At 34.9% G+C, this 14785-nt stretch carries 19 protein-coding genes and 1 riboswitch; of the genes, 12 read left to right on the top strand and 7 right to left on the bottom strand.

Annotated elements, in window-relative coordinates; genetic code table 11:
• Positions 1–27 precede the first annotated feature (27 nt).
• Complete coding sequence (locus tag RV04_RS08970; RefSeq protein ID WP_245791082.1) at positions 28–1479, bottom strand: helix-turn-helix domain-containing protein; 1452 nt, start codon at positions 1477–1479, stop codon at positions 28–30.
• Between the two features lie 318 nt (positions 1480–1797).
• Between RV04_RS08970 and RV04_RS08965 the strand changes: the two genes are divergently transcribed.
• Together RV04_RS08965 and RV04_RS13240 are read left to right on the top strand one after the other, a co-directional pair.
• Positions 1798–2052 (top strand): TfoX/Sxy family protein, encoded by a 255-nt coding sequence (locus RV04_RS08965; protein ID WP_071858122.1) that lies wholly within the window; start codon positions 1798–1800, stop codon positions 2050–2052.
• Positions 2053–2120: 68 nt separating this feature from the next.
• Complete coding sequence (locus RV04_RS13240) at positions 2121–2291, top strand: hypothetical protein (RefSeq protein ID WP_169818202.1); 171 nt, start codon at positions 2121–2123, stop codon at positions 2289–2291.
• A gap of 40 nt (positions 2292–2331) precedes the next feature.
• Here RV04_RS13240 and RV04_RS08960 read toward each other — a convergent pair whose 3' ends face one another.
• Positions 2332–2700, bottom strand: a complete 369-nt coding sequence (locus RV04_RS08960; protein ID WP_071858121.1) for a YccF domain-containing protein — start codon at positions 2698–2700, stop codon at positions 2332–2334.
• 118 nt (positions 2701–2818) lie between these two features.
• Between RV04_RS08960 and RV04_RS08955 the strand changes: the two genes are divergently transcribed.
• The gene (locus RV04_RS08955) at positions 2819–3742 is read left to right on the top strand and encodes an alpha/beta fold hydrolase (protein ID WP_071858120.1); all 924 of its coding nucleotides are present in this window, start codon (positions 2819–2821) and stop codon (positions 3740–3742) included.
• A 36-nt stretch (positions 3743–3778) separates the two neighbouring features.
• Positions 3779–4432: a carbonic anhydrase family protein gene (locus tag RV04_RS08950; protein ID WP_071858119.1), complete on the top strand. Its 654-nt coding sequence runs from the start codon at positions 3779–3781 to the stop codon at positions 4430–4432.
• Between the two features lie 77 nt (positions 4433–4509).
• Here RV04_RS08950 and RV04_RS08945 read toward each other — a convergent pair whose 3' ends face one another.
• A complete protein-coding gene (locus RV04_RS08945; protein WP_071858118.1) occupies positions 4510–5322 on the bottom strand; it encodes a Cof-type HAD-IIB family hydrolase in 813 nt (270 codons plus the stop codon).
• Between the two features lie 330 nt (positions 5323–5652).
• On the opposite strand from RV04_RS08945, the gene RV04_RS08940 reads away from it, so the two are divergent.
• The 3 genes from RV04_RS08940 to RV04_RS13235 are packed head-to-tail and all read left to right on the top strand — an operon-like array spanning position 5653 to position 7592.
• Positions 5653–6507, top strand: coding sequence for a glycosyltransferase family 8 protein (locus tag RV04_RS08940; RefSeq protein ID WP_071858117.1), 855 nt, complete (start codon positions 5653–5655; stop codon positions 6505–6507).
• Entirely contained in the window at positions 6504–7388 is an 885-nt protein-coding gene (locus RV04_RS08935) for a glycosyltransferase family 8 protein (RefSeq protein WP_071858116.1), read from the top strand. The genes RV04_RS08940 and RV04_RS08935 overlap by 4 nt, the downstream gene beginning before the upstream one ends.
• A 42-nt stretch (positions 7389–7430) precedes the next feature.
• Positions 7431–7592 carry a hypothetical protein gene (locus tag RV04_RS13235; RefSeq protein ID WP_169818201.1) on the top strand — a complete coding sequence of 54 codons (162 nt, stop codon included), beginning with the start codon at positions 7431–7433 and terminating at the stop codon, positions 7590–7592.
• A gap of 53 nt (positions 7593–7645) precedes the next feature.
• Here RV04_RS13235 and RV04_RS08930 read toward each other — a convergent pair whose 3' ends face one another.
• From RV04_RS08930 to RV04_RS13555, 3 genes are all read right to left on the bottom strand, one after another.
• Positions 7646–8122, bottom strand: a complete 477-nt coding sequence (locus RV04_RS08930) for a MarR family winged helix-turn-helix transcriptional regulator (RefSeq protein WP_071858115.1) — start codon at positions 8120–8122, stop codon at positions 7646–7648.
• Positions 8123–8239: 117 nt separating this feature from the next.
• Positions 8240–8353, bottom strand: a complete 114-nt coding sequence (locus tag RV04_RS13560; RefSeq protein WP_245791081.1) for a DUF5758 domain-containing protein — start codon at positions 8351–8353, stop codon at positions 8240–8242.
• Between the two features lie 115 nt (positions 8354–8468).
• A complete protein-coding gene (locus RV04_RS13555) occupies positions 8469–8684 on the bottom strand; it encodes a pentapeptide repeat-containing protein (protein ID WP_245791075.1) in 216 nt (71 codons plus the stop codon).
• A 164-nt stretch (positions 8685–8848) separates the two neighbouring features.
• On the opposite strand from RV04_RS13555, the gene RV04_RS08920 reads away from it, so the two are divergent.
• Complete coding sequence (locus RV04_RS08920) at positions 8849–10147, top strand: Y-family DNA polymerase (RefSeq protein ID WP_071858114.1); 1299 nt, start codon at positions 8849–8851, stop codon at positions 10145–10147.
• Positions 10148–10149: 2 nt separating this feature from the next.
• Positions 10150–10578, top strand: coding sequence for a hypothetical protein (locus tag RV04_RS08915; RefSeq protein WP_071858113.1), 429 nt, complete (start codon positions 10150–10152; stop codon positions 10576–10578).
• A 42-nt stretch (positions 10579–10620) separates the two neighbouring features.
• On the opposite strand, the gene lepB is transcribed toward RV04_RS08915, so the two are convergent.
• Entirely contained in the window at positions 10621–11190 is a 570-nt protein-coding gene (lepB, locus tag RV04_RS08910) for a signal peptidase I (RefSeq protein WP_071858112.1), read from the bottom strand.
• A gap of 151 nt (positions 11191–11341) precedes the next feature.
• Here lepB and RV04_RS08905 point away from each other — a divergent pair, with 151 nt between their 5' ends.
• The 3 genes from RV04_RS08905 to RV04_RS08895 all read left to right on the top strand — a co-directional run bounded on the left by RV04_RS08905 (position 11342) and on the right by RV04_RS08895 (position 14778).
• The gene (locus tag RV04_RS08905) at positions 11342–11974 is read left to right on the top strand and encodes a pentapeptide repeat-containing protein (protein ID WP_071858111.1); all 633 of its coding nucleotides are present in this window, start codon (positions 11342–11344) and stop codon (positions 11972–11974) included.
• 262 nt (positions 11975–12236) lie between these two features.
• A riboswitch (M-box (ykoK) riboswitch) is annotated at positions 12237–12404 on the top strand.
• A gap of 111 nt (positions 12405–12515) precedes the next feature.
• On the top strand, positions 12516–13667 hold the full coding sequence (locus tag RV04_RS08900; protein ID WP_071858110.1) for an FtsW/RodA/SpoVE family cell cycle protein: 1152 nt from the start codon (positions 12516–12518) through the stop codon (positions 13665–13667).
• A complete protein-coding gene (locus RV04_RS08895; protein ID WP_071858109.1) occupies positions 13636–14778 on the top strand; it encodes an FtsW/RodA/SpoVE family cell cycle protein in 1143 nt (380 codons plus the stop codon). Before RV04_RS08900 ends, RV04_RS08895 begins: the two co-directional genes overlap by 32 nt.
• Positions 14779–14785: the final 7 nt, after the last annotated feature.

Genomic DNA, 14785 nt, shown 5'->3' with positions numbered 1-14785 from the left:
TACCTGTCATTAGCCAAATAAGCAAGATTAACCTATTGTTTCGGCTAAAGGTTGCAAACTTTTTTTGACGATTGCTTCTAATTTTTGATCGATATCATAATAATCCGTTTCAGAAATATTTGAACGAATCACAATTGATTCTTGTTCTTCTGATAAGAATAAGCGGCAAGTAGGAGTTGTACCGATAACTAATTGGGCGTCTTTGGGCTGCTGCGTAAACGTCAATTGGTAATGATTCCTAAAATGTAAATCAATTTTTTGCTGGATATAGATATTAAATACATCACAAAATTCAGTATGAACATACACGCTTACTTTTGGCAAACAATTTTCTAACGAAAAGAGCGTCACGCTAGTCAGAACGGCGTAAATGTATAGCTGTCTATGATCATACTCAGGGACCACTTGAATAAATTCTTCCCAAAACGATTGAAAACGATTGAAATAATAAGGGAATTCCATGTACATATTTTCTAAGGAAATACTATTGCTTAATTGGTTCAGTGTTGTATCGTCCAATTTAAAAAAGAAAAAAGATGCGTAGTGCTGCTTTATTTTTTTTAAAACATATTTTTGTTCGATCGCTGTTAATGGCCGGAAATGTTTTGAAAATAAGCTGACCCAATGAGCAGAAGCGTAATAAAAAAAGTCCTCTTCAGCCGGATCTTTACTTGTTAACTCAAAGTTGCTTAATTGGGAACAGTAAATAGCAGATAGAAAGAATTGCCATTCCTCCGTTTCCCAATTTTTTAAAAAATCAGGTTTTGGTGGGAATTTAAAGCGACTCATTAGTTCAGCCTCTTTTTCATTGAGCGATAAAGGACTTTTTTTATCAATTGCTTGATAAGTAATAAAGATCCAAAAACTAATCATTTCTAAATTAGTCAGGTTGGTGGCTAAGTTTAAATATTGCTCGGTTTGTAAAGCTAATTGCAAATAATTATCTGTGTTAAACCAGGTAATTTGATTGAATTGACGGTAGAATCCTCGAAGAAACACGTAATAAAAACGGCGAACATCGACTTCTCGAGCTTTGAGGCTGATATTGGCAGAGCATGAGATATGTACACGATAATCCGCGATTTCACAATTGATTTGTTTGATTTTGCGACGGAGTTTAGATTCACTGATATTATTGTCTAAACAAAATTGGATCGTTGAAATTGATCGTTTTGCTAAAATCTCACGGATAATTTCAAAACCTAAATCTTTTTGATATAAATAAATTTTCAACGTTTGAAGATTCGAAGAAGAGCGAATCAATTGAATTCCTCGTCCATTATTCATTAGCAATTCTAATGAATAACTTTTAGTCGCATAAAGTTCATCTATGATAATTTGAAGTTCTTTGCAGTTTAATCGAATTGTACCAATACTTGCATAACCAATTTTTTCCTGTAATTCTTTTAAGGAAATAGGCGTTTGGAAGCTGTCCAGAATATCAATAATTTGAATTTTCAGCAAAGTATTTCTATCCATGCCCAACACGGCAGTCTCCTCCTTTCGTCCATAAAAATAGCGTAGAAAATATCCTCATTTTTTATCATAATAGAATAAATAGCTGAAAAACACAATTAATAGTCAGATTTTAAGAGAAAATAATGTCAATAGATTAATTATTTTATAACAAATGACAAATTGAGGGCGGGGAAAATAATTTCAAATGAATTAAAAATTAAGATAATCATCCAATATTGATTCGCTTGCTAAAAAAATCATTCTAAACTTTTTTTCTTTTTATAAATGATAAGTTTATCTTTTTGTTTTAAGGTATAATTAAAATAAAAGGAGTTAATGATGAGATTATCTGAGATGAAAAATATTGGTGTTGTCAATGAAGAAAAATTGGGGCGCGTGGGAATCGATACAGCAGAGAAATTAAAGGAATTAGGAACAGAAAATTCTTTTTTGAAAGTATACCATTTGGTGGATAAGGACGCTTGTTTGCATTTGCTTTATGCGTTAGAAGGAGCGATTCAAGATATTCCTAAACGAGAATTAAGTGAACGACGGAAAAGTGAATTGCGCAATTTTTATCGACAAACAGATTAAAATTGTGTGAGTTTAATTGCGGCCAAAAAAATAAAAAAGTACACTATAATAAAAAAGGAAGTGGCTTTTTGTATTTATTCGGATTGGTAATTTTTATTATATTTGTGGGAGGGTACAATATTTTTCTTAACCTTGCCCGCCGTAAAAAGAAAACGATAGCCCCATTAACGATCAATATTCAAGTAACGTTGAATTTAGTATTGGTGATTGCGGGATTAGCTTATTTGATTTTTGGTTAAAAAAAAGAAGACATTCGTCTTCTTTTTTTTACAAATTAGCTTAACGAATGGGAACAATCTTTGCACCAAAAGGCATTAAAGCTAAGCGCGCAAGTTTTAATGATTGGGCTGCAAAAGGAAGGCCCACGATCGTGATGCATAAAAGGGCCGCACTGATTAGATGTCCAATTGCTAAAGGTATCCCTGAAATAATCAACCAAATAAGATTGACAACCAGATTCATTCCAGTCGTTTGATAAACAACGTCTTTTCCAAACGGAGCAAAGCTCAGACTAGCTAATTTAAAGCACTGCATACCGATCGGAATACCAACAATGGTGATACACCAAAAAATACCGGCAAGACACCAACTTAATCCCCCAAGCAAACCGCCAAAAATCAGCCAAATGATATTTCCTAAACAAGACATTTTTATCCCTCCAATAATATAAATAGTGTATCATTTCTATTGAGGATTCACCTCCATCTTAAGCAGGATAAATAGAACAATTAAAAAGCTAATATTTAGTAGAAAGAACGGTATATTTATGTATGAATCATTTCAAGTAGTATCTATTGACCAAAAAACATTACTACAAGGCTATCACTGGTCCTGTGAAAAACCGAGGGCCGTGTTGCAACTCACCCATGGAATGGCTGAACACTTGTTAAGGTATCAAGCGTTAGCTAAATTTTTGGTTAAGCAACGCATTGCTGTCATTGGTCACGATCACTTAGGCCATGGAAAGACGGCGGAAAACGGGACTTTGGGTTATTTTCATGATTCGACGATTGAGCAGGGACTAGTTAAGGATCTGTACCGAATCACTCAATGGGGCAGGCAACATTATCCTGAAATTCCTTATTTTATTTTAGGACACAGTATGGGGTCATTTGTTTTGCGAAACTATTTATATGAGTATGGTCAAAAAATTGATGGGGCTATCTTTGTAGGGACAGGGCAGCAACCAACGTGGTTAACAGCTTTAGGAAAAAATGTCGCTAACGTTTTAAGTAAAATTCAAGGTGAAAAACATCCTAGTAAATTAGTAGATGTTTTAGCATTTGGTACGATGAATCGAAAAATTAAAAATAAACGAACGGAGAAAGATTGGCTGGTGACCCTTCCAACGGAGGTGAATGCGTATTTAGCAGACAAGCATTGTGGCTTTTTATTTACACTAAGCGGATATCAAGAATTGTTTTCCCTGATCATTAGCGCTCAAGACAATCATTTAATGACAACTATTCCCACAGAGCTACCATTATTATTTTTATCAGGAAAAGAAGATCCAGTTGGAGAATATGGTAAAGGTGTAATGAAAGCTGCATCATCGTATCGTAAAGCAGGGGTAGAAAATGTGACTGTTAGACTCTATGAAAATGCGCGACATGAGCTATTGAATGAAGCTCAGAAAGAAGATGTTTTTCGAGATATATGCAAATGGATGGAAAAGATTTATAGAAAATGATATCATTGTAAAAATTTTACGTGATTGAGGGGTTCTATGAAAGCAGAAGTAAAAACTAAATTTTTAATTGATTATTGTCATCAACACGAGTGGGGATTTCAAGGCGGACAGCTACAATCCCCTATTGATATCCAAACAAATCAAACACAAATGGAAAGAACCCGTACGGGAATTCAACTAAATCTTTCAACAACTCCAGCCACGTTTTTTAATAATGGTCAAAATCTTCAATTGTTAGGTTCCGGACAAGCTTGTCTCAATCGTCGTGTAATTGATTTTGTTCAAGTCCATTTTCATGCGGATGGCGAGCATATGATTGATGGGGAACAGTTTCCGTTAGAAGGTCATTTTTTATTTCAATCCCCAAATGGTCAAACCGGTGTAATCGGTGTATTGTATCGAGCAGGGAAGCATAACTTAGATTTTGATCACATTTTAAATCAATATGAAACAGAAAAAGGGGAAGGAACTTTTTCAGTAGAAAGTTTGATTCCTGAGAATAAAAGTTACTATCATTATATTGGCTCTTTAACGACTCCCCCTTTGACTGAAGGAATCGAATGGTATGTTTTGCAAAACGTATTAGAAGTTTCAGCAGAACAACTCGATCGTTTCATTTCGATTCATGGTAAGAATAGTCGTAGTTGCCAATCACTCAATGACCGAAAAGTGATTGAATTTGGAGAATAAATAGCTACTATATATAAAGATATAAAGAAATATAAAGATATAAAGAAAAAAGCCACTCTTTTTTGAGTGGCTTTTTTCTAGTTCAGATATTCGTTTAAAATAGTTGCAACGCCAGAATCATTATTTGAAGTGGTCAATCGATCGGTCAGTTGTTTTACTGCGGGAGCTGCATTGGCCATAGCGACACTTGTTCCACTGATTTCTAGCATTTCTAAATCATTTTCTTGATCCCCAATCGCTAATACGTCACTTAAATCAACGGTGAGATACTTAGTCAAAAAATTTAAGGCAGCGCCTTTGTTGATACCTTCAGCCATTACTTCTAGCCAATATTTATCAGAATAAGAACTATTGATCTGTGCTTTTTCTAGTTTGGCCCTCAATTTTACTAATTTACTAGTGTTTCCATCAGTAAAAGCTAATTTAAAATAACTAATAGCACCATTTTCAACTTTTTCCCAAAGGTCTTCGACTCGAGATTCCTGCAAATTAAACTGTGCATAATAAGGACTATCGACTTCATTATGATCTTGAGCAAAATTAATTCGATCATCTTGTGTCGCACGGCTTGCGACAACGGTAACGCCTTCTTCCATGGCAAAAGAAAGAGCTGTTTTTACGGTATCTGCTGGAATCGTATAATTTTTTAATACTTCAGCAATTTCTCCCTGTTCGATCCGTGCTACATAAGCGCCATTTGATGCTAATGTATACCCACTTAATTTCAATTCAGCAAAAACTTCTCTTGCCGATTGAATGGAACGACCGGTGGCTAAAGCAACAATTCCACCTTGCTGATTAAATTTTTTTAATGCTTGTCCATTTTCAGGTGTGACTTTTCCGTCTGAATCTAATAGTGTGCCATCAAGATCCACTGCTATCAATTTCATACATATCCGTCCTTTTATGTCTATCTATTTAGTAGTTTCCTACTTTAGACTAGCTTAAACGACAAAAAATGAACAATCAAACGCTCAAACTTAATACAAATAGCTCTTGAATTCAAGTTAATTATTATTTTTTTGACTATCTTAATAAAAAATTAATTAAATTGAGAAACGTGATATAGCAGTTGTTTTTGCTATTATTTTACATAATTTATATCTTTTACAAAGCGTATATTTTGCTAAAACTAATAAATGAGATTATTCTAATATTTGTAAACATTTGTAAATGTTTTTCACTATTTTACGAAAAATTTGGGTTAGGAGTGAAGTATCATGTTTACCAAAGCCGAAGAAATTCCGGTAGTGACAGCATCTGATGAAGCATATGCTCCTTTTCTGAGTGTGATGATTGCCACATTGCTCGAAAAGACTGCGCGTAAAACACCGGTTCGTTTTCTGATTATTGATGACAATTTATCAAAATCGAGTAAAGAAAAACTGATTCAAACAGCCAATGATTTTTCCGATTCTGCGACGATTCAATTTGTCAAAGTTGATAAGGAATTATACAAAGATTTTTTAGTGAGTGATCATATTACTACGACTGCTTACTTCAGAATATCGATGCCTAAACTATTAGCAAAAGAAAATTATCATAAATTGTTGTATATCGATGCAGATACATTAGTGTTAGATGACATCAGCAACTTGTATCAATCGAGTTTAGAAGGAAAGACCATCGGTGCCGTCATTGATCCTGGTCAAACCAAAGCATTAGAACGATTAGGTGTTACTTCTGATGATTATTATTTTAATTCAGGTGTAATGGCTATCGATGTGAAACGTTGGAATCAACAAAAAATCACAGAAAAGACGATTGATTATTTGAAAACCAATGCCGATAAAATTATTTTTCATGATCAAGACGCATTAAATGCAGTGCTGTATGAAAATTGGCATTCGTTTCATCCAAGATGGAATATGCAGTCGTCATTGATTTTTGATAAACATCCGGCACCGACTGAAGAATATAAACAACTGTACAAAGAAGGACGAGAAAATCCTGCTATCGTCCACTTTACAGGTCATGATAAACCATGGAACACGCTTGAAAATCATCCGTATCAAGATTTATATATGAAACGTTTGAACGAAAGTATTTTTAACGAAAGGGTGAATGTACAATGATAAAAGAAAAAATTACCGTCGTTTCTAGTTGCAATGATGCATTTGCTCCGCATGTATCGGCATTATTTGTTTCGATTCTTGAAAATGCCAATCGAACGACTTCAGATTATGAATTTTACGTGATCGATGATAAGATCACGATCAAACATAAACGATTGATGCGAGAAACGATTTCTCCATATAATGCGACAGTTAAATTTTTAACTATCGATAAAAAATATTTTAAAAACGCTGTTGAGAGTGATCGCATTCCTGAAACTGCTTATTATCGAATCGCAATTCCTGAATTATTCAGAGACCAAAAAATTGAAAAACTGTTATACCTAGATTGTGACATGATTGCGTTAACAGATATCTCTGCTCTATGGAAATTAGATTTGACTGATTATACGCTTGCTGCAGTCGAAGATGCGGGATTTCATCATCGGTTAGAAAAAATGGCTATCGCTTGTGATTCAGCAAAATATTTTAATTCAGGTTTTATGCTGATCAATGTAAAAAAATGGTTAGCAGAAAACATCACTGAGCGGGTAATGGATTTCATTCATGATCACCCTGAAAAATTAAGGTTTCACGATCAAGATGCTTTGAATGCGATTTTACATGATCATTGGTTGCAGTTGCATCCAAAATGGAATGCTCAAAGTTATATCATGAAACGAGAAGTAGACCATCCAGATCCTGAAGGGGAAAAAGAATATTTTGAAACTCGTAGAAATCCCAAAATTATTCACTATTCTGGACATGATAAACCTTGGAATGAGGATTACACGTCGTCATTGAAAAAATATTACGATAAATATGAACGGATGACGGCTTTTTCAGCCGATTATGAAGAAGAATTGTCGTCAAAAATTACATCAAGTAGAAAATCAAGTTAAAAATGCCTACTTGTAGCGAATTAATGGGAAGGGGAGAACAACATGATCCATCTTTTAGAGAAAAAACCAGTTCAAGCTAAAAAGCATCCTGGTAAGAACCACTCGAAAGATAAAAGTGCAGTAAAATCGTTAGGATTCAAAATATTATCAGTCTTAGCAATCGGCTATGTCACAACTAAAATTAAAAACCGTAAGAAAAATTAGAACCTTAAAAGACTAGCGCTAAATTAATTTTTAGCGCCAGTCTTTTTTTATATTTAATTATTTCTATTTCCCCAACGATCACGTGGCCGATGTTTGACCTGAGGTTCAATTTCGTTGATTAATTTTGTCATGATATGATCAAATTGTGCTTTTTCTTCAGAAGTCAGCGCTTCTAAAATAACCGGCTGAAAATCATCTGATTGTTGAGCTGCCATTTTTCCTCTTGAGGTTAGATAAATTTCCATCACGCGTTTATCTTTTTCAGATTTTTCACGTGTGATATACTCCTTTTTTTCTAACTTACGAATCATTTCAGAAGCAGATTGAGGACGCATATCTAATTGATTAACTAAGTCTTTTTGTGAAATTTTTCCGTGCTCGCGAATAATACTTAATATTTGGCCTTGTCCACGATTTCTATTTTCAAATTTAAAAGGTCCTCGAGTATTTTCTCTAAAAAATTGCATGAATAAACTATTCAACTTCATATATTTTTGTGTCAGTTCGAGATTTAATTTTTTTTCATCCATCTATATTTTTGGCTCCTTCTCATTCTTCTTCCTCATTTTATCAGGTCACCGAAGTAATAGAAAGAAAAGATTCAATATTGTTTTTTACATATAACTTTCCACTTCTTTTCGCATCAGTCAAAAATGAATTCCGCCAGTTGAATCCATCCAGCGATTCAGATTAAAATTTTCAACGGTTACCCATTCATCTACATAAGAAACGGTCTCACTGTAATTTTTATTGGTGGATATACCTTTGATTAAGAGGTCTTTTGCTTTATCACAACATCAACAAGTAGTTGTTGACGAACTTCTTTGAGCTTCACTAGGGATCAATAACTATACAATGCGATGATCATAGCATTTCTTATAGTCTAAAAATGCTCCTTTGGAAAAAGGCAATGAAGGGAAAAAATTTTGTTGTTGTATCAGCAATTACAGCATTTTCCAATTTTACATGAAATAAATTAGCTCCGGGTAAATCAGCAGCAGAAAAATTGATCTGTTCAAATATAAAATCATGAAAATTAGCAAAACGTGATTTACGAAAAGAATAATTCTGCTTTTTTAAGACTTGCTGCATGGAAATGCTCCTTTCTGCTAAAGTTCATTCATTTTAACATCTTAAAAAAATAGCATTGCGAAATTTAATGCTGAGATCTATGGATGAATAATTGACAAACAACAAAAAAAATTTTAAACTAAAAACGAACGTATGTTTGTTTTTTCGTGAAAAGGAGAAGAGAAATGGATCTTTATATGGAAGAACCAGTTAGAGATGTATTCTGCATGGATTCAAAAAGTTTTTATGCCAGTGTTGAATGTGTCGAGTTGGGTGTAGATCCTCTGGAGGCACTGTTAGTCGTTATGAGCGGTGATCGTGAGAATTCAGGACTGGTCTTAGCAGCGAGTCCTAAAGCAAAGGAATTATTAGGTATTAGTAATGTGAGTCGCGGGTTTGAAATTCCGAACCATCCAGATTTGCTTGTTGTTCCACCTAGGATGACACTTTATATTGACTATCACATGCGAATTCAAAAAATTTTCCGTCACTATATGGCCGAGGAAGATATTCATACTTATAGTATTGATGAGCAATTCGGTGATTTGACCCATAGTTGGAAATTATTTGGTGATAGTTCGGCAGAAGTAGCCAAACAGATTCAAACCCAAATTATGGATCAATTAGGTATTTATACCACTTTAGGAATCGGGGATAATCCATTGCTAGCTAAAATTGCTATGGATATTGAGGCTAAACATGATTCTACGCGCTTTGCACAATGGCATTATCAAGATGTTCCTGAAAAAATTTGGCCAATTAAATTAGGTGATTTTTGTGGAATAGGCAGACGAATGGAAAGACGCTATCAATTGATGGGCTTTTATACGATGGGAGATTTAGCTCACAGTGATCCGTTTGAGTTAAAAAATCATTTTGGTGTTATGGGGATGCAACATTATATGCATGCATGGGGAATTGATCGTTCAGTACTCTCACAAAAGGAACCATCCTCAAATCAAGAGAAATCAATTGGTAACTCTCAAATTTTACCAAAAAATTATGTGCGTAAAGTAGATATAATAACAGTGATTGCAGAGATTTGTGAGCAAGTCTCTCAAAGATTACGTAAAAAAAATTTATTAGGTGCTACGCTACATTTGGGTATTAGTTATGCCTACTATGGAAAGGGTAAGCGTGAGGGATTTCAACACCAACAAAAAATACCTGCGACGCAACAATCAAAAGAACTAACCGCAGCAGCGATTGGATTATTCGAAAGATATTGGAATCGTTCTGAAGTTCGTAAAATAGTTATTACGGTTTCTAGTCTATCTTCTGCAGGAAGCTTACAACTAAATCTTTTTGAAGAACCGCAAAAAACGATCAAAGAAGATCAAATCGATGAGGTGATTGCTCAAATTCGAAGTCGTTATAAATTTGCATCAATCGTCCGCGCCCATTCAATGACTGAAGGTGCAACTGCGATCAAACGAGCCGGACTTGTTGGTGGGCATGCAGGTGGGATGGAAGGACTTGAGTAACGATGATTTATGACGATGAAAGCGCAAAAAAACTTTTTCTTGAAGCTAAACGGGTTTACCAAGATCGTGGTATGTTGAAGTGGGTAGGTTTTTACTTATCCGATCATACTGCAGTACTAGCAAAAGACAGTCAGCAACGTAGTCAGATAAACAAAGAAAAGCAACAAATGAGCATGGAAGAAATTGGTGTATTGCTACAGCAAGCTTACGTAAAACGTAGTCGTATTGCGCTTCAATTATCAATTTTGGACAGCGAAGGGGATTTTCACAATGACCTAATCGGGAAAGTGACTGGTCAAAGGGAGAATCTAATTTTTATAAATGAAGAAAAACAAGGCATCCTTCAACTGACAATGGAGCAGATTCATCATGCGGAAATTATTTTGCCTTCAAAAATCTTTTCACAAAAAAACAAAGAGATCGATGAATGAAAAATCAAAAAAGCCATGACATATTATGTCATGGCTTTTTATTTAAAAGATCTTAAATTCATTCAATGGCCAAAAACGCAAAACAACTTTTCCTTGAATCAAAGATTTATCGACAAATCCGAAAATTCGGCTGTCTTTTGAAATTAGTCGATTGTCTCCTAAAACAAAGTATTTATTATCGGGAACAGTGACATCAAAATCATTGGTGAAGCTAGTCGCATTGGCCGCTTGTTCTTGGAATCCTGTACTATACGAATACTCACTCGCTAGTTTATCCTTTTTGAATTTTTGCTTGTAATCGTCAAGGTAGGACTCGTCGTATGTTTTACCATTAACAGTCAAAACATCATTTTTCATGATTACGCGATCGCCAGGTAGTCCAATGATTCGTTTTACGACATACACACTTTCATCATCGGGTTCTTTTGTAGTGATGATATCTTGTCGTTGGAGTGAAGATATTTTGGATGTGATCAATCGTTGCCCATCATGCAATGAAGGATCCATAGAATGTCCATCTACTTTGACAGGAGAAAAAACAAACATTCTAGCTAGAAAAACTAATAAGATAATTAGGACTATCGGAAGCCACTCTTTTAATTTATTATTCATAATTCACCTCGTTCGAAGATAATTTTATCATGCTTCAAAATAAAAAGCTCTTGTTAACTTCTTTTACATCAGAAAAATTTACTTCGACTAGAGAATTCCTCTTTTTTGTGGCACACTAAGAAGCAGATCAATCCAGATGAGGAGTTAAAATATGACAAAAAATTATCCAGCCCCGCCAAATTTACCCCATTCTTTTTCAACTAATTTTTACTTAGAGGATGAGGCCTTGATAGAGGAAGTTCATGGTAGTGATGAAGACTATAGTTATTTGACTTTTGAAAACGTGATTGTTCGCCGTTCAATTTTAGAAAAAATCACAATGCAGCGCACAAAATTGCTCCGATTTGAAGCCAGTAATACAGGATTCAAAAATTGTGATTTTTCAAATCTTGACTGGATAGGTGGTAGCTTTCATCAAGTGACTTTTGAAAATTGTAAATTAACTGGGTGTAATTTTGCGGAAAGTTATTTACGAGATTGTCAGTTCAAGGATTGTGTGATCAACTTTGGCTCATTTAGTAATACAAATTTAAAACATGTAGCTTTTGAGAATTGTCAATTAACAGATAGCGAATTTTATGAAGTGACGTGGAAACATCTATTTCTTGTGAATAATCAACTTGATAATAGTAATTGGATGCGTACAAATTTAAGGGACTTGGATTTTACTACTAATCAATTTAGTAAAATTGCTTTTTCGATGGAACAGTTGAACGGGATGAAAGTCACAGCCTATCAAGCATTGACGATTGCTACAGGTTTGGGAGTAGAGATAATAGAATAAACAACTACATCCTCTCCTGAAAAGGAGAGGGCTTGTTGTGATTTCATTAGTGTCGGCTGGAAAACCATGCTTGGCGACTTATTAAGCTAAGATATCTATTATGATATTTACGTAAAGCATATTCTATATTTTTTGACATAAATGTGATTTTAAAATTTAATTCTAGTTATTTTATAAATAAATCTAAAGAAATGGTTATATCTCACGAAAACTTTTGATATTTATCGTCAGAGAAAGTAGTATTCTTTGTGAAAGTAAATATAAGTGAACTTGTTAGGTGAGGCTCCTAAACAAACATAAGCTATTGCGCAGAAACGTCGAAAGACGCCAATGTGTAAAACAGGAATTGTCGGATTAAGGCTTTTCATAATATAGCTAAGAGTAATTCTTTACGTTGTTTAGTGCTAAAACTCAGACGATGAGATTGTATGAGACACCAAACTTGTTAGTTCTTTTTGCTAACGTTTGGTGTCTTTTTTTAGTTATTTGTGGTGCTACTCTCGTCTATAACATCGACTTAGACGAAGAGGAGGAAATAAAGATGATAAGAAGGAAAAAGATCGATTGGCTTTTAGTGTTGCCTTATTTAGGCACGAGCACAATCGGTCTTTTGATGGTCTACAGTGCAAGCTCTTATCGCTTGATAGCTGCTGGAGAAAATCAATTTTCATTATTTATGAAGCAAGCAATTTTTATGGGACTAAGCTGGATGATTATGTTACTGATTTATCGAGTAAAAAGCACTGTGATGTTACAAGGAAAATTTGCCAAAATTTTGTTGGCGATTGGACTGGTTAGTTTGGTTTTAGTTAAGATTCATGGAGTGAGTATTAACGGAGCACAGCGATGGGTGTCGATTATGGGAATTCAATTTCAGCCCTCGGATGTTACCAATGTCGCATTGATTTTTTATTTAGCCTATTTCTTTCGCAAAGAACGAACAACTAGAGAATTAGTTGCACCGTGCAGTATCGTTTTTCTCAGCAGTTTACTAGTTTTATTCCAGCCTAAAGTTACTGGAGCAATCATGATTTGGCTGATTGCATTCGTCATTATATCGACTGCACAATTTCCTTATCAGTTAACGATCTTGATTTTTTTAGCACTGGCTTTAGCCGCAGTTGCGACTGGCGGACTAATTCTTTTCTTAGGCAGTCATCAATTACTGCGAGGAATCTTTGCGCACACGTATGATCGGATTCGCTTAGTGGGAAATCCATTTTTAGATCCGTATGGCAAAGGGTTTCAAATGAGTAATTCTTATTATGCATTATACAACGGTGGATTTTTTGGTAGAGGTCTTGGAAACAGCATCACTAAAAAAGGCTACTTACCAGTAGCAGAAACGGATTTTGTCTATTCTATTTTAGTTGAAGAATTAGGGCTGATCGTTGGTCTGATTGTTTTAGCAATGCTCTTTTTACTCATTTTAAGATTATTTGTATTGGCATCAAAAGAGACACAACAGCAAGTTAGTTTGATTTATTTTGGTGTCGGAACGCTCTTGTTGATCCAAACAAGTATCAATATTGCGAGTATTTTGGGGTTGATCCCAATGACTGGGATTCCGTTGCCCTTTATTAGTTACGGTGGAACAAGTTATCTTTTATTATCGATAGCACTTGGTGTCTGCTTAAAATTTTCTTCGGAGGATCGTACCAATGAAAAAACGTCTGAATTACGAATCATTTAATTATTCATTGTTTTTACCGATCCTAGTTTTTTATGTGATCAGTGTCATTGTTCAAACGCTGGCGGCTAATCTAGATGGTGCAAACGTAAAAAATGTCATGATCAAACAAATTATTTTTTGTTGTCTTTCCTTATTGGCGATGGGAATTGTTAGTCGTTTTAAAACGGCTACTTTCTTGAAATATGCACCGGTATTCTATGTCATTTCTTTAGGTATCATGGCTTTGCTGTACTGGTTTTATGATCCAGCCATGTACTTAGTGACTGGGACAAAACGTTGGTTACGATTTGGTGGATTTTCATTTCAACCATCTGAACTGATGAAATTAAGTTTTGTACTTTTTATGGTTCGTTTAACAGTGACTTATGAGATGAAGTGCACGGACCGGACCTTGAAAAGTGACTTGCAGTATTTAGGAAAGATTTTATTGTACAGTTTACCGACCTTTATTTTGATGTTCGTCCAACGCGATTTTGGGACCAGCTTAGTTTTTATTGCTATTTTAGGCGCGTTATTTGTCATATCCGGGATGCACTGGAAAATTTTAGCAGTAATCACTGGTTTAGGCGCGAGTGCAGGCGGTACGTTACTCTTTTTGGTTTTTAGTAAATGGGGAAACAAATTACTTTATGCGCTTCACTTTAAGACCTATCAATTAGATCGAGTACGAGCTTGGGTCGATCCTTTTCAATACAAAGATTCCATCGCCTATCAGCAAGTCCAAAGTTTATATGCCATTGGATCTGGTGGGTTAATCGGAAAAGGATCCGAGCAAACCGCCGTATATGTGCCTGTTCGAGAATCCGACATGATCTTTACAGTAGTAGGAGAGAGTTTTGGTTTTATAGGCGCAACGTTTGTTGTGTTTCTTTACTTTTACTTATTTTATCAAATACTTTCTACTGCTATTCGAACAAATAATAAAGCCAATTTATATGTTGCCGTTTCTTTTGTTTTTGGCTTGTTGTTCCAAATTTTTGAAAATATTGGAGCAGCGATCGGAATTTTACCTTTAACGGGGATTCCGCTACCGATTTTGAGCCAAGGTGGGACATCATTGATCGTTTTAGGGATTGGCTTAGGAATCATGATGGGATTCAAAGAAAACTAATAGAGAA

This window comes from Enterococcus hermanniensis, assembly GCF_001885945.1.
Lineage (GTDB): Bacteria > Bacillota > Bacilli > Lactobacillales > Enterococcaceae > Enterococcus_A > Enterococcus_A hermanniensis.
Note: the sequence above shows the minus strand (reverse complement) of the source record. Positions and strands in the feature narration are given on the sequence as shown.

What these genes read in the sequence shown, in the direction of transcription:
- RV04_RS08970 (WP_245791082.1), bottom strand. Translation starts at nt 1,479, where the DNA reads ATGGATAGAAATACTTTGCTGAAAATTCAAATTATTGATATTCTGGAC.
- RV04_RS08965 (WP_071858122.1), top strand. Translation starts at nt 1,798, where the DNA reads ATGAGATTATCTGAGATGAAAAATATTGGTGTTGTCAATGAAGAAAAA.
- RV04_RS08960 (WP_071858121.1), bottom strand. Translation starts at nt 2,700, where the DNA reads ATGTCTTGTTTAGGAAATATCATTTGGCTGATTTTTGGCGGTTTGCTT.
- RV04_RS08955 (WP_071858120.1), top strand. Translation starts at nt 2,819, where the DNA reads ATGTATGAATCATTTCAAGTAGTATCTATTGACCAAAAAACATTACTA.
- RV04_RS08950 (WP_071858119.1), top strand. Translation starts at nt 3,779, where the DNA reads ATGAAAGCAGAAGTAAAAACTAAATTTTTAATTGATTATTGTCATCAA.
- RV04_RS08945 (WP_071858118.1), bottom strand. Translation starts at nt 5,322, where the DNA reads ATGAAATTGATAGCAGTGGATCTTGATGGCACACTATTAGATTCAGAC.
- RV04_RS08940 (WP_071858117.1), top strand. Translation starts at nt 5,653, where the DNA reads ATGTTTACCAAAGCCGAAGAAATTCCGGTAGTGACAGCATCTGATGAA.
- RV04_RS08935 (WP_071858116.1), top strand. Translation starts at nt 6,504, where the DNA reads ATGATAAAAGAAAAAATTACCGTCGTTTCTAGTTGCAATGATGCATTT.
- RV04_RS13235 (WP_169818201.1), top strand. Translation starts at nt 7,431, where the DNA reads ATGATCCATCTTTTAGAGAAAAAACCAGTTCAAGCTAAAAAGCATCCT.
- RV04_RS08930 (WP_071858115.1), bottom strand. Translation starts at nt 8,122, where the DNA reads ATGGATGAAAAAAAATTAAATCTCGAACTGACACAAAAATATATGAAG.
- RV04_RS13555 (WP_245791075.1), bottom strand. Translation starts at nt 8,684, where the DNA reads ATGCAGCAAGTCTTAAAAAAGCAGAATTATTCTTTTCGTAAATCACGT.
- RV04_RS08920 (WP_071858114.1), top strand. Translation starts at nt 8,849, where the DNA reads ATGGATCTTTATATGGAAGAACCAGTTAGAGATGTATTCTGCATGGAT.
- RV04_RS08915 (WP_071858113.1), top strand. Translation starts at nt 10,150, where the DNA reads ATGATTTATGACGATGAAAGCGCAAAAAAACTTTTTCTTGAAGCTAAA.
- lepB (WP_071858112.1), bottom strand. Translation starts at nt 11,190, where the DNA reads ATGAATAATAAATTAAAAGAGTGGCTTCCGATAGTCCTAATTATCTTA.
- RV04_RS08905 (WP_071858111.1), top strand. Translation starts at nt 11,342, where the DNA reads ATGACAAAAAATTATCCAGCCCCGCCAAATTTACCCCATTCTTTTTCA.
- RV04_RS08900 (WP_071858110.1), top strand. Translation starts at nt 12,516, where the DNA reads ATGATAAGAAGGAAAAAGATCGATTGGCTTTTAGTGTTGCCTTATTTA.
- RV04_RS08895 (WP_071858109.1), top strand. Translation starts at nt 13,636, where the DNA reads ATGAAAAAACGTCTGAATTACGAATCATTTAATTATTCATTGTTTTTA.